Origin of the sequence: Streptomyces celluloflavus (assembly GCA_000720995.1) — a bacterium.
GTDB classification, from domain to species: domain Bacteria; phylum Actinomycetota; class Actinomycetes; order Streptomycetales; family Streptomycetaceae; genus Streptomyces; species Streptomyces celluloflavus.
On record JOEL01000007.1, the window covers coordinates 65,485 to 78,644 of the forward strand.

9 protein-coding genes, 1 tRNA gene and 1 pseudogene are annotated in these 13,160 nt (G+C 66.9%); 5 read left to right on the forward strand and 6 right to left on the reverse strand.

Annotated features, from left to right (window positions below; translation table 11 throughout):
- Window positions 1-116: 116 nt before the first annotated feature.
- The gene (locus IH09_RS08780) at window positions 117-458 is read right to left on the reverse strand and encodes a WhiB family transcriptional regulator (protein WP_052855547.1); all 342 of its coding nucleotides are present in this window, start codon (window positions 456-458) and stop codon (window positions 117-119) included.
- 391 nt (window positions 459-849) lie between these two features.
- Here IH09_RS08780 and IH09_RS08785 point away from each other — a divergent pair, with 391 nt between their 5' ends.
- Window positions 850-3,081, forward strand: coding sequence for a transglycosylase domain-containing protein (locus IH09_RS08785; protein WP_052855548.1), 2,232 nt, complete (start codon window positions 850-852; stop codon window positions 3,079-3,081).
- Window positions 3,082-3,371: 290 nt separating this feature from the next.
- Here the strand turns inward: IH09_RS08785 and IH09_RS08790 are convergent, their stop codons facing one another.
- Complete coding sequence (locus IH09_RS08790; protein ID WP_052855645.1) at window positions 3,372-3,833, reverse strand: GatB/YqeY domain-containing protein; 462 nt, start codon at window positions 3,831-3,833, stop codon at window positions 3,372-3,374.
- A 123-nt stretch (window positions 3,834-3,956) separates the two neighbouring features.
- Between IH09_RS08790 and IH09_RS08795 the strand changes: the two genes are divergently transcribed.
- The 4 genes from IH09_RS08795 (at window position 3,957) to IH09_RS08810 (ending at window position 7,633) form a co-directional block, all read left to right on the forward strand.
- Complete coding sequence (locus tag IH09_RS08795; protein ID WP_052855549.1) at window positions 3,957-4,883, forward strand: metallophosphoesterase; 927 nt, start codon at window positions 3,957-3,959, stop codon at window positions 4,881-4,883.
- Window positions 4,884-5,107: 224 nt separating this feature from the next.
- Window positions 5,108-5,181 (forward strand) — tRNA-Pro (locus IH09_RS08800).
- A 264-nt stretch (window positions 5,182-5,445) separates the two neighbouring features.
- Window positions 5,446-6,195 carry a DNA cytosine methyltransferase gene (locus IH09_RS36815; RefSeq protein WP_318279415.1) on the forward strand — a complete coding sequence of 250 codons (750 nt, stop codon included), beginning with the start codon at window positions 5,446-5,448 and terminating at the stop codon, window positions 6,193-6,195.
- A gap of 121 nt (window positions 6,196-6,316) precedes the next feature.
- Entirely contained in the window at window positions 6,317-7,633 is a 1,317-nt protein-coding gene (locus IH09_RS08810) for a DNA cytosine methyltransferase (RefSeq protein WP_052855646.1), read from the forward strand.
- Here IH09_RS08810 and IH09_RS08815 read toward each other — a convergent pair.
- The 4 genes and pseudogenes from IH09_RS08815 to IH09_RS40575 form a co-directional block, all read right to left on the reverse strand.
- Window positions 7,602-8,489 carry a DUF6339 family protein gene (locus IH09_RS08815; protein WP_052855551.1) on the reverse strand — a complete coding sequence of 296 codons (888 nt, stop codon included), beginning with the start codon at window positions 8,487-8,489 and terminating at the stop codon, window positions 7,602-7,604. The two genes, IH09_RS08810 and IH09_RS08815, sit on opposite strands and share 32 nt — an antisense overlap.
- The gene (locus IH09_RS08820) at window positions 8,486-9,478 is read right to left on the reverse strand and encodes a hypothetical protein (protein ID WP_052855552.1); all 993 of its coding nucleotides are present in this window, start codon (window positions 9,476-9,478) and stop codon (window positions 8,486-8,488) included. Before IH09_RS08820 ends, IH09_RS08815 begins: the two co-directional genes overlap by 4 nt.
- On the reverse strand, window positions 9,475-11,625 hold the full coding sequence (locus IH09_RS40570; protein WP_052855647.1) for a helix-turn-helix domain-containing protein: 2,151 nt from the start codon (window positions 11,623-11,625) through the stop codon (window positions 9,475-9,477). The genes IH09_RS08820 and IH09_RS40570 overlap by 4 nt, the downstream gene beginning before the upstream one ends.
- A gap of 213 nt (window positions 11,626-11,838) precedes the next feature.
- Window positions 11,839-13,059 (reverse strand): annotated as a pseudogene (locus tag IH09_RS40575) (sigma-70 family RNA polymerase sigma factor); the annotation flags it as partial.
- Between the last annotated feature and the right edge of the window lie 101 nt (window positions 13,060-13,160).

Here is a 13,160-nt window from a genome sequence, read left to right on the forward strand (position 1 = left end):
CGCCAACCGTTCGTGGCCGCCGACCGCCTGTCCGTCTCCGGCCACCGTCCGCCCGCCCCGGGCCACGTCCGCCGCCGGCCGCCCGAACCCTCTCGGCCGCCCCGGCGTGCGCGTCGCTAGCCGGCCGCGGCGTACTCGTCGAAGGTGTCGTCGTCGCAGTCCACCGGCAGGATGCCCGTGCTGCGCTCGTATTCCGTGCGCGCTGTCTCCAACAGGCGGCGCCATGACGTCACCGTCGGGCGGCGGCGCAGCAGCGCCCTCCGCTCGCGCTCGGTCATCCCGCCCCACACGCCGAACTCCACCCGGTTGTCCAGGGCATCGGCCAGGCACTCCGTGCGCACCGGACATCCGGTGCACACCGCCTTGGCGCGATTCTGCGCCGCTCCTTGAACGAACAGTTCATCCGGATCAGTGCTGCGGCAGGCTGCCTGTGCATTCCAGTCGGTTACCCAGCCCATGCTGGCGCCGTCCTCTCCCGAATCGAGGCTCCCCCACGGCGGCAAGCGGCATATTCACCGTTGCCAGTTGAGGACGTTACGGAAGGCAGGCAGGGCGCAACACCCCCTTCGGGCCCAATCTTGAATGGCCCGAACGGACTATGCGTATGCGGCAGATCACCCAACGGAGTGACCGGACGGCATACGTCGCTTTCCTTACAAGGCAGGACAGTTCACCGTGGCCACACCGGTTATCTCGTCACACAAGGTGGCACAAGCGACACCCGAGACAGGGCTTATTCGGGAAGAGGAGGTTGGCGAACGAGGCAAAAGCATTCCGCTGGGACTGTTGTGAACAGGTTAAGCGAACACGTGCGCCCCTGTCCGGCGATTGAGAACGTAGGGTGCCCTCATGGCTAAGACGCACGACGGCGGGGGTCTGTCCAAGACCCAGCAGGCCGCCAAGTTCCTCGGTGTCAGCGTGCTGGCCGGAGCGGTCCTCGCCGGCCTCGCGCTCCCCGCCGCCGGCGCACTCGGCCTCGCGGCCAAGGGTTCGGTCGAGGGCTTCGACGAGATCCCGGCCAACCTCAAGAGACCACCGCTCAGCCAGCGGACCACCATCCTGGACGCCAAGGGCGGCGAGATCGCGAAGGTCTACTCCCGCGACCGCACCGTGGTGGACCTCAAGGACATGTCGCCGTACATACAGAAGGCGCTCGTCGCGATCGAGGACGCGCGCTTCTACCAGCACGGTGCCATCGACCTGAAGGGCATCCTGCGCGCGCTCAACAAGAACGCCCGCTCCGGCAACGTCTCCGAAGGCGCCTCGACGCTGACCCAGCAGTACGTGAAGAACGTCTTCATCGAGGAGGCCGGCGACGACCCGGACAAGGTCGCACAGGCCACCCAGCAGACCATCGGCCGCAAGGTCAAGGAGCTGAAGTACGCGATCCAGGTGGAGAAGGAGCTCGGCAAGAGCAAGATCTTGCAGAACTACCTCAACATCACCTTCTTCGGGCAGCAGGCATACGGTGTGGAGGCCGCCGCCCAGCGCTACTTCAGCAAGCACGCCAAGGACCTGACGCTGGAGGAGTCGGCCCTGCTGGCCGGTATCGTCCAGTCCCCGAGCCGCTACGACCCGGTCAACGACCCGAAGGAAGCCACCCGGCGGCGCAACACCGTGCTCCAGCGGATGGCCGACCTGAAGGACATCACCCAGGCGCAGGCCGACGCGGCCGCCCGGAAGCCGCTCCGGCTGTCGGTCAGCCGCCCCAAGAACGGCTGCATCACCGCCACCAACGGCGCCGGCTTCTTCTGCGACTACGTCCGCGAGGTCTTCCTCACCGACAAGGCTTTCGGCAAGACCCGCAAGATCCGCGCACAGCGCTGGAACCAGGGCGGTATGACGATCCGCACCACCCTCGATCCGCAGACGCAGAAGTCGATCCAGGCGTCGATAGGTGATCACGTCTACGACGACGATCCGGTCGCCAGCGCGGCGTCCATCGTCGAACCGGGCACCGGCAAGATCCTCGGCATGGGCCAGTCGCGCCCCTACGGCTTCGGCGAGCACCAGACCCAGATCAACCTCTCGGTGGACCGGAGCATGGGCGGCGGCGCCGGCTACCAGCCCGGTTCGACCTTCAAACCGGTGATCGCGGCGGCCGCGCTGGAGCAGGGCATGAGCCCGTACAAGGAGTACTCCTCGCCGTACCGGATGGCCTACCCGAGCCCGGTGCAGACCTGCAACGGCGAGTGGAAAGGCCACGAGACCACCGAGAACGAGAACCCCGAGGAAGTCGGCCCGTACGGCATGAAGGAGGCGACCGCGAAGTCGGTCAACACCTACTACGTGCAGTTGATCAGCGATATGGGCATCTGCCCGGCGGTCAAGATGGCCGAGAGCATGGGCATCCAGCGGGCCGACGGCAAGAAGCTGGAGCAGGTGCCGTCGATGACGCTCGGTGTGCAGGAGATGTCGCCGCTGACGATGGCCGCCGGTTACGCCGCCTTCGCCAACGGCGGCCAGTACTGCTCGCCGGTCGCCATCGCGTCGATCACCGACGCCCAGGGCAAGGCGATGAGCGTGCCGCAGACCAGCTGCCACCGCGCGATGTCCCAGCGGACCGCGGAGACGATCAACACCCTCCTCAAGGGCGTCGTCGAGGACGGCACCGGCAAGGAGGCCGGCCTCCAGGGCCGGGACAGCGCGGGCAAGACCGGCACCAGCGACAACCGCTACGCCGCCTGGTTCGTGGGCTACACCCCGAACGCAGCCGGCGCGGTCTGGGTCGGCGACCCGCAGCACCGGCGCAAGATGTTCGACATCAAGATCGGCGGCAGCTACCACGACAAGGTCTACGGCGCCGACACCCCCGGCCCCATCTGGCGCGACGCGATGTCCGGCGCCCTGGCCAACCGGCCCGCACCGCCCCTGCCCACCGTCGCGATCGACGACGGCGGCGACCCGGGCCAGGGCGCCCCGGGCAACGACGACAAGAACAAGGGCAAAGGCAAGGGGAAGGGCAAAGGCCAGCCGAACAGCAAGGGCAAGCCCGGCCACGGCGGCGACAACAAGCCGGGCGGCGGCTGGGACATCCCCGGCTTCCCCGGCGCACTGGGCGGCGGCAACGGCGGCTGGTGATCCGGCCGTTGCGCGACCGGACAGCCACGGCGTGACGGGGCACCGCCCCCGCTGAACCCGCCGGACGACATCACGCCAAAGGGGCGTCCCCTAACTGGGGGCGCCCCTTCGGCGTGAGCTGTGTCGATGCGTACGCAGGTCTGTATCTACGGCTGCATCTGCGTATACATCTACGTCTGTGTCTGCATCTGCATCTGCGTCATCGGGTACGGCCAGCGCGTCGGGGCCACCGGTTACGCGACGTGGTCGCGCACCATCCGCCCCTGCCGCCCTGCCGTCCCTGCTGCCGCTCAGGCCAGCAGCTTCTTCACCGCGGCGGCCACCCGGCCGCCGTCGGCCCGGCCCGCCACCTTCGGGTTCACGATCTTCATGACGGCGCCCATCGCGCGCGGCCCCTCGGCTCCGGCCTCCTTGGCCTCGGCCACGGCGGCCGCGACCAGCTCCGTCAGCTCCGCGTCGGTCAGCGGCTTGGGCAGGTAGTCGGCGAGCACCTCGCCCTCCGCGCGCTCCCGCTCGGCGGAGTCGGTCCGGCCGCCCTTGTCGAACGCCTCCGCGGCCTCGCGGCGCTTCTTCGCCTCCCGCGCGATGATCTTCTCGACCTCGACGTCCGACAGCTCACGCGCCGCGGTACCCGCGACCTCTTCCTTCTGGATCGCGGTCAGCGTCAGACGGAGGGTGGCGGAGCGCAGCTTGTCGTGCGCCTTGATCGCGAGGGTGAGGTCGTCGTGCAGTCTGGCCTTGAGCGTCGTCATGCCGTCGAGTATGCCCGTACGCACGGACAACGCCGAGCGAATTCGCCCCGCCACCCCGCGCCGGGCCCGCGTCCGCTCCCCTCGGCGGCCCCGCTTGCCCGCCGCTCTGCGACCATGGGATACATGCGCGCGCGATACGGAGTACCCCTGTCCCTGACCGCAGTCGGCGCGGCCGGCCTGGCCTACGCCGCCGCCTTCGAAGTCCGCTCGTTCCGCCTGCGGCGCGTCACCGTGCCCGTACTGCCCCGCGGTATGCGGCCGTTGCGCGTCCTCCAGGTCTCCGACATCCACATGGTCCGCGGACAACGCAAGAAGCGCCACTGGCTCCAGTCGCTCGCCGGGCTGCGCCCCGACTTCGTCATCAACACCGGAGACAACCTCTCCGACCCCGAGGGCGTCCCGGAGACCCTGGACGCCCTCGGCCCGCTGATGGAGTTCCCCGGCGCCTACGTCTTCGGCTCCAACGACTACTACGGCCCCAGGCTGCGCAACCCCGCCCGCTATCTGACCGAGCGGTTCAAGGGGCAGCACGGCCTCAACGGCAACGCACCCGCCGTGCACGCCGTCCACAACCCGTGGGAAGACCTGCGCGACGCCTTCGACGCGGCCGGCTGGATCGGCCTGTCCAATTCCCGCGGCCGCCTGAAGCTGGAGGGCGCGGAGATCGCCCTGACCGGCCTGGACGACCCGCACATCAAGCGCGACCGCTACGCCGAGGTGGCCGGCGGCCCGGAATCCGGCGCCGATCTCTCCCTCGCCGTCGTCCATGCCCCCTACCTGCGCTCCCTGGACGCCTTCGCCACCGACGGCTACCCGCTGATCCTGGCCGGCCACACCCACGGCGGCCAGCTCTGCATCCCCTTCTACGGGGCCCTGGTCACCAACTGCGATATCGACCCGGAGCGGGTCAAGGGCCTGTCCACCCACACCGCGGGCGGCCACACCTCCTTCCTCCACGTCTCCGCCGGCTGCGGCACCAACCGCTACACCCCCGTCCGCTTCGCCTGCCCCCCTGAGGCCACGCTGCTCACCCTCACGGCGCGGGACTGAGGAGACGCGGGAGCGAGGGGCGCGGGGAACCTGGGGCACGGGGAACCGGGGGCGCTCGGGTGCGGGCGGCCGGGGTGCTCAGGGTGGGCGCCCAGGGGCAGGGAGGCAGCCCGCGGCGCGGCCGCCGGGATCTCGCGACCGACCAGGTCAGCCCCTCTCCCCCGCACTCCGACAACCGGATTTCGTCTACGGGGATCAGTCCGCTAAAGTAGAGCTCGTTGCTTCGGGGTGTAGCGCAGCTTGGCAGCGCGCTTCGTTCGGGACGAAGAGGTCGTGGGTTCAAATCCCGCCACCCCGACTGAAGGAACAACAGGTCAGGGGCCTGATCCATTGAGTGGATCAGGCCCCTGACTCGTTCCTGGGGATCGCTTGGGAGAAATACGGGAGAAGATCCTGGCCGGCCTCTCCCGATATGCGATCACCACGTCTCGTGCAGTAGCCCCCAACTGCGCGTTCGCAAGCCCGCCCGCCAACTCGCCCCCGAGGACTGCTCGTGGACCAGGTTTTCGCAACTGAGGACACCGAAGCCGCAGAGCCTGCGGGTCACCCTTGCGCGGGGCCGATGAGTGGACTGCGATTCGTCGACGTGTGCGCGGGAGCGGGTGGATCGGCCTCGGGGCCGGCACACGCCGGCTTCGAACCCGTACCGCTCCTGGACAAGAATCCTGTGGCGTACGACACGCTGCGTAGGAACCGTCCGGCGTGGCAGGTTCCGGAATCGGACCTACCGGGCTTCGCCCCTTCTCGGCAGCAGGAGATCTACGACATCGATCCGCTGTCGGGCGGACTGCCCCACGTGAAGCCCGGCGCGGCCGTCGGGCGGACCGAGATCGAGACCCAACTGCGCTTGCTTGAGACGACCGTCTGCCCGGCATATGCCGGGCAGTCTCGAGCCCTGGTCATCGAGAATGTACCGGAGCCGGTGTGCGCGCCCGACCTCGAGCCGATACGCGACCCCATACATGGGGAGCTGAATCATCTCGGCCATCGGTTCCGGCGGTTCCTGCTGAACGCAGCCGACTTCGGGGTATCGCAGGACCGGGAGCACGGGCCGGGCGTCGCGCTCGCGAAGCAGGCTTTCGACGTGTTCCGTCCACCGGAGCCGACGGTTCGCGAGCATCCGTCCGTGGGCCGAGCTCCGCGCCGCTCGATATCCATCGGCGGTTGGCGGGACGCCGACCGATGGGCAGCCCGGGCGCCGAGCGTGGCACCGACCTCTGTCGGCGGGTCGGACCGGCGAGGAACGTGGATCTCGGACCGACAGGGACCAAGAAGGTCTGGCTCCGGACAGGGGTCGGTGGAGGCACCGTGACGGACCGCGGTCGCCGGATCGGGCATGCCTCCACACCGCCGATGGCCAGGGCGCTCGGACCTGCGGTCCGAGCCGCATGGGCAGCGCCCGCAGCCTCCGTCGCCGGCTACACTTCAACCCCATGAACAGCCCGGGAACACATGTTCGCCATCTCGACGGAATCCGGATCTTGGACCTTTTCGCAGGTCCTGGCGGACTCGACGTGGCCGCGCATTTCCTGGGCTTCAAGAGCATCGGGATCGAGTGGGACGGAAATGCGTGCGAGACACGCTACGCGGCAGGACTACCGACGATTCACGCCGATGTGAGCGTCATGCGCGAGAGCCGCTTCGACGAGATCCCGAAATCGGTCGACGTCCTGGCCGGGGGGCCGCCCTGCCAATCCTTCTCCGTCGCGGGAAGCGGCACGGGACGGCGAGCACTGGACACGGTGAAGACGTTCATCCACCGCCTTGTGGACGGGGAAGACGAAGCAAAGATCGACGAAGAGCTGCACGCCCTCGGCGACTCGCGCACCGCCTTGGTCCTGGAGCCCCTTCGCTGGCTCCTCAAAGCGATCGAGACGGAAGGGCGTGACCCGTACAAGGCGATCGTTCTGGAACAAGTGCCTGCGGCCCTGCCCCTCTGGGAGGTCTACGCAAAGCTTCTGCGTGGCGGAGAAGGAAGACTGCAGGGCGTCAAGTACGAAGCGGAATGCTGGGAGCTGAAGACCGAACAGTTCGGGGTGCCGCAGACTCGCACACGCGCCGTACTCGTCGCCCGGCGCCCGGGACATGGGGCCATCGAACCACTCGAAGCGACTCATCTGCCCTTCGACCTGTATCGAGGGAAAGGCAATGCCGCTCAGGCGGATATGCTCCCGACCGATTCTGCGGTTCCCGGGACCAAGCGGCACTGGCTCTCCATGGCGGAAGCCCTTGACGCGGCCAGCAAGCCGAAGGGCTCAACCGTGGACGTGTCCCGACTCCGGACGGGAGACAAGATGAAGTTCTTCGTCGTCTCCAACTACGGTTCCGGGGGCAACCCGAAGAAGCGAGGTCGGCGCCTGTCATCCGAGCCCGCCTTCACGGTCACCGGGAAGATTTCCCGGAACAAGGTGTACAAGAGCATCGCGGAGTACGAGGCCGAGAAGCCCGACCGCTTCACCATCCCGGAGTCCGGGGTGCTCCAGACGTTCCCGCACAACTTCCCCTGGTCGGGAAACGACCAGGCGCAGCAAGTGGGCAATGCTGTACCACCCCGGCTCGGCATGCACGTGCTCAGCAGGGCGCTGCGCGGGAACGCCCCCTCGGAGGACGAGTTGGCGGCCGCGACCACTTGGCCCGATGTATCCCGGACCACTACGACCGAGCTGCGCGCCATCGGATGCGGCGATCAGGGCCAGTGCCCTCCGGACTCACACAAAGTCACTCGCGCTCGTCGGAAGTCCGCCCCCTGACCGGTGCGTCCGCGAACAGTTCCTCGAAGTGGGCGATTAGTCTCCGAACCGCCTCCTCCGGCACATGCTCCTCATCCGGGCCTTCAGGAAGATTGTTCCGAGGGGACGGAAGGGCTGATTCGGCCCCTGCGATCCAGTCACGCAGAGGCTCTCCGTCACGCTCCACATCCGGGGCGATGACGTCGTACATCAATGTCGCCGCGGCGGCGTTGACTGCGGACGTCAGCGCGTTGACCTCGCGACCGGTGCGCACACTCCCTCTCTCCATGAGTCCGACGAGCGCAAGCGCCGTCGGGCGATGGTCGACGATGTCCAGCCGAAGAGCGGAGTTGAGCATGTCCTGATTGCCGCAAGCCACCTCGACGGGTCGGTAGTCCGGGCCGTCGCGGAAGAGCTCAGCCGCCCACCAGAGTCGGGCGAACGTCTGCTTGTGGTGCGGGCCGACGAACCTGTCCCGGGCCACTCGTCCGCGCGAACCGTCCGCCTTCGGTTCGGACAGGTGCCGCCAGACGACGTAATCCGGAGCCACCCCAAGGGCCATATACGTCCAGAGACTCTTCTCGGACGCTTCCCGGCGAGTCAGCCGAAGGGTCTCGTGCAGACGGGGTGCCAGCCACGCGTCCGCTGCCGTGGGACGCCCGTCCCGGTATTTGGTCACGGCATCGTCGATCAGATCCCGTACCGGGTGCAGCCGCAGTCGCACATCGTCGCCGGGCAGCGCCTCGGCAACCTTGTTCAACGCGATGGAAGGGACGTCCTCGCGTCCCTCGAGCAGTCCTGTGGAGATGTACTCGGCAGCCTGTACATCGGTGATAAGAGCAAGCCGTTCCGGCAGGTGCTCGGGGCGGGAGGTCACGCGTGGGTCTCCTGGTCGAGTCGTTCGATGTCGCGGACAGTGCCGGCCAACGCTTTGGGAACCTCGGCACGACGGGCGGCCGCGTACTGGATACGCGGTTGCAGCTCCGCCCAACTCCCCTCGCCGGTACGCCGGATGTGCACCTCACGGAGAGCGTCCTCCGCCGACCGCCCCGGAACGATGTCCGGAAGCATCTCGCGGAGCACCGCACCCCGCCAGTCGGGCGGGAAGAGCGGTGTCCCGTCGTCCTCGATCTCCAGGTCACCTATGGCGGTGTGGAAAACGGCAGTCCACACATCGGCGCACATCTGGGCCAACAGCATCTCGCCCACGACGCTCTCCACCTTCGAGCCCTGGCCTGCCACGAGCGCCACGAGGCCCTCGAAATCCGAATTCAGACGGACGGTGGGCATCCGCCCCGCCGTATCCACTATCCAGGGTGCGTCCCGGAAACTCCGCAACCATTCGGCGCCGCGGGCGAAACTGACCGTGCTGACATCGAGTTGACGATCTCTGAGCGGGCCGTCGGCCGTCATGTCGATCAACCACTCCTGGTCGGTGGACGCGATGATCCGACCCTCCACACCCCCGACTGTGGCCACCACGTGCACAGAGAGGGACGCACGGTCCAGGTGGTCGTCCCGGTCGAGCTCGATCTCACCCGTCCATTCCCTCCCGCTCTCCCCACCAGGCGTCAACCGGGAAACCGTACGCGCGTTGGTGGCCCCCTCCGTCAGAACGGCGACGACGGCGATGTCGGACCAGTGGCCCTTCGTCTCGATCTCACGAGCCGGTACGGTCGCCGTCAGAGCGAGCCGTGCCGTTCGCCAATCGGCGCGCTCGGCCGTACCGAGTGCCACGACCTGCTCGACAACCGAGTACCCCCTTGAGTCCAAGTACTCTCGGGTGTCGTCGGGGCCGCGCAGCCGCACGGCCGTGACCCGCGCGGTCACCGCACCGGTCAGTCGGGGGTACGGGTAGACCCTCACGCGGCGCCTCCCTTGCTCTCCTGGAGTTCGACGACGAGTCCGGTCAGCGCGGCCCGCACCGGATGTGTGGACACATCGGTGACGCCTCGAAAGACTGCACGGCGAGTCCCCGGCGAGAAATGCAGTACGCCGTCGGACAGTTCACAGTTGCTGACAGCGACAAGCTCGGCCCACTTGACCACGGGACGAGGGCCGGAGCGAACCTCCAGCTTGGCTACGGGGCTCATACGCCAGGGCTCTTCCCCGGGTGACACCTTGACCTCCGCGGTGATGTGCCATGCACCGGAGGGGTCGATCACGGCCTCCAAATCATCCAGTTTCGGCGGCACTACCGTCCCTCTGGGCTTACCGGCGGGCTTGCCGGAAATTTTGAGCCGCTTGCTCACCTTGCTCGTGCCGCTCGGCTTCTTCTCCTTGGGGATCGCCACAAGTTCGTGAACGGCCCTGTTGGTCTCCGTCGTCAAGGCTGCGATCCGCCGATGTGCCGAGGGCGAGTAGCGCATCCGCAATTCTTCGGTCCGGCCCCACTTGTTGTGCTCCGGAGGCTCGGAGGAACGCAGAAACTCCTCGGCCTCGGCCGCGAACGGCGCATCGTCTCCCGCCGCCCGACCCGTGAGCAGAACTCCCTGGAACGGGTTGGTCCCCATGGGCAGGTTGGGCACCCCCCTGGTCTTGACCGTCATGCGATTGCCGCGCATCGCGGTCACCTGGTTGATCCGGCCATCGGCGTCGGTGGCCTCGGTGACGAGGAGCACCGCCCGGTGCTCGCCGGCCGTACCGGTGAGACCATCCCTCTCGGGCACCTTCAACGGCACCGTGACAAGTGCCACTTGGCCTGCTTCGGTGAGGCGGTTCACCGTGGTGCCGCTCAGGAAGGCATGGAGAGCACGCGAGCGCGCGGGTTGATGCACTTGTGGATCGACCCGCTCCTCCGCAAGGTGTTCCACGCCATTGCGGAGCGTCCGCACCGATGCTTCCAGCAGCGGCGGGCGTTCTCCCCCTGCGGTCATCGCGGCCCAGAAGTTACGACCGAGCGCACCGACCAACCTCTGGTGCATGCGCTCCAGGGTGTCCTCGTCGTCGTCCACGTCGCCTTCTTGGCTCTGTCCGGCCTCGGCGAGCCCGGCGACATCATGTGCTCCGACGATCAAGAAGGACGTACCGGGGTCATCGCTCTCACGGGTGAGATGCAGATTCTCGACCGTGTCTTCGTCGGCCCACCAGGAGCGGACGACCTCTGCGTTGTCCGCCTCGGCATCCGGCCGACCCAACCAGGCGGGGCCGGCAAATCTCCTTCCGTCAACCTCTCGCCAAGGTAGGTCGAGTCGTCCGATCAGCCGCCGCCGGGTGTTTCCCTCGTGCGGTTCGGAGAGCGTGGAGTTCATGAGGACCAGCCCCAGGCGGCTGGTCGCCCAGAGCGTGGCCTTACCTAGACCGTATGAACCGCCGGCCGCGACATCCGACTTGCGACTTTCGAGTTGCCGCCGCACCACGGCGGCGAATCGGCCGTCCTCGTAGTCGTCACCGGTCAGCCCATTGGCGTTGTAGTCGTCGATGCGAAGAAGGACCAGCCGATCCCGCTCGAACATCTCTCGCAGTCCGGCGCTGATGACGCGTCCGACCTTCTGGTCCTGCGCGGCGGCCGCTTCGTAGTGGGGTTGCAGGTCGCCCCAGTGGATCGCGGTACGGAACCGAGCCAGAGCGTCGCCGGACAATTCATGCAGGGTGTACCGGACCGTGACCGGGCGGTCGTTCCTCCTGTCGTGCTCGTCCAGGCTGTTCTGGGTCGCCTCGCGGGCCAGAACCTCCAGATCGGCCTCGAAAGCGAAGGCCGCCGCATTTCCGAACTCCCGCCCACCATCGTCGTGTCCAGGACGGTGGTACCAGACGGCCGGCGTCTTCTCCACGGGATCGGCCTGTCGTTCCGGACCGGTTGCGAAGCCCTGCCCGGTCTCGTCCTCGACTCCAAAGATCTCCTGCACCCTGACCAAAAGGTCCGGGCGAGGCACAGAGCGGTCGTCGAGCCAAGCTTCGACGAGCGCTCGCGGCACTCCCAGGCGGTGTGCCAGTTCGCTTTCGTCCGCACCGTTTTCCTGTATCCGCTCGGCCAACCACCGACCGAACTCCGTGCCCTTGAAGGCCACCATTCCCTCTTTCCCGTCACAACTGCTTTCCGTCCCCGGCGTGACGACGCTGTCGTTCGGCAGCGAATCGCAGCGCCCTGCTTCCTCCCGCCCCTCGGGGCCTCGGCGACGTGCGGTCTCTTCAGCGGCCTCCTGAGCGATCTTCCGAGCGGCCTTCATACGACGGCGTTCCGAGTCAGCATCGTCGGGTTCCAGTCCCACTTGAATCCTCAGGTCTTTCAGTGCGCGATTCTCGATCTGCCGAATACGCTCGCGTGACACTCCGAATCGTTTACCGATTTCGTCCAGCGTCCAGGATGCGCCGTCGACGAATCCGTATCGCAGCAAAAGAACATTTTGAATTCTCTTCGTGAACACACAAGCATCGAACAACTGGAACAGTTCCTGACGCTCGAATTCGGACCGAAGCACCTGCTCCGGACCCGGAACGGGCCGAAAATTATCGACAACCAATTCCCCGAGAGTGACGTTCGTACCGACAGGTTGCTCAAGCGACAGAACTGCCCGACGCCCCAGCCGCAGGCAGTCCATCACCCTTTCGGGACTGAGCTCACACGCCAAGGAGAGATCATCCACGCTGGGACTTCTACCCTGGTCGAGAAACGCCTTTTCCTTTTTTCGCACCTTCTCCACATCGGTCCAGATGTGGACCGGGAGCCGAATGGCTGCCCCTTCGTTGACCACGGCTCTAGTGATGCGTTGCCGAATCCACCAAGTGGCATAGGTGGAAAACTTGCACCCCATGGAAACATTGAACTTCTCCACGGCACGTATGAGCCCGATCATTCCGTGCTGCGCAAGATCCTCGTACATGGGACTGAGCTGCCAGTGCCCCAAGCCATGCAGAATCTTATGAACGAGACGCTGATTATGAACAACCATTGCGTTCAAGGCCCTGCTCGCCTCGCTGTCTCGCAAAAGCGTCGCCGAGTAGTCATCGGGCAACTCCTCCGACGATGTTCTGGCTCCTCGGAACAAGAGGCAGAGCCCCACTTCCTCCTCGGCGCTCAGCAGACGCCGGTGCGGGTTCAATCGCCGCCGATCGACCTCGAGCAGGTCCCGAGCCGCACGACGGGCCGCTTCCATGTCGTCGACACGCACCGTCCCACGAAAAGACTCCGGGTCCGGGGCTTCCTCTTCCTCCAGGAAATCCGAGTCGTCGAGATCCTCGTCGGGACCGGTCCGGTGGTCGTCATTCGCACTCTGCGGGACGTCCGGCCCGTCTTCGCCGTGTTCGTCTTCCACCTCCGCCGCTGTCACGGCTTCGTACAAGATCTGGGTCTCCTGCGCATCGAGGCGCGCAGCCCTCATCACTTGTCGCAGCGCTGCGCGGCGTTCGAGTCCTTCGGCCGTGAATCGATGTATGAGGCCGACGAGCAGATCCCGTCCGGCTTCGTCCATCCGTCTGCCGGATACACCGCCCCGCTCCGTGGTCATCACGCCCCCCGCACCCGCGCTTCGTCTCCGTTCCCCCGTAGTCCATCATTCATCGAGCCGTCGCGGCCAGCGCTTCCTCGCCGGGGCCCGCGCCCCGAGGA

Coding starts and splice junctions, on each gene's coding strand:
- IH09_RS08780 (WP_052855547.1), bottom strand. CDS start 458: ATGGGCTGGGTAACCGACTGGAATGCACAGGCAGCCTGCCGCAGCACT.
- IH09_RS08785 (WP_052855548.1), top strand. CDS start 850: ATGGCTAAGACGCACGACGGCGGGGGTCTGTCCAAGACCCAGCAGGCC.
- IH09_RS08790 (WP_052855645.1), bottom strand. CDS start 3,833: ATGACGACGCTCAAGGCCAGACTGCACGACGACCTCACCCTCGCGATC.
- IH09_RS08795 (WP_052855549.1), top strand. CDS start 3,957: ATGCGCGCGCGATACGGAGTACCCCTGTCCCTGACCGCAGTCGGCGCG.
- IH09_RS36815 (WP_318279415.1), top strand. CDS start 5,446: ATGAGTGGACTGCGATTCGTCGACGTGTGCGCGGGAGCGGGTGGATCG.
- IH09_RS08810 (WP_052855646.1), top strand. CDS start 6,317: ATGAACAGCCCGGGAACACATGTTCGCCATCTCGACGGAATCCGGATC.
- IH09_RS40570 (WP_052855647.1), bottom strand. CDS start 11,625: ATGGTGGCCTTCAAGGGCACGGAGTTCGGTCGGTGGTTGGCCGAGCGG.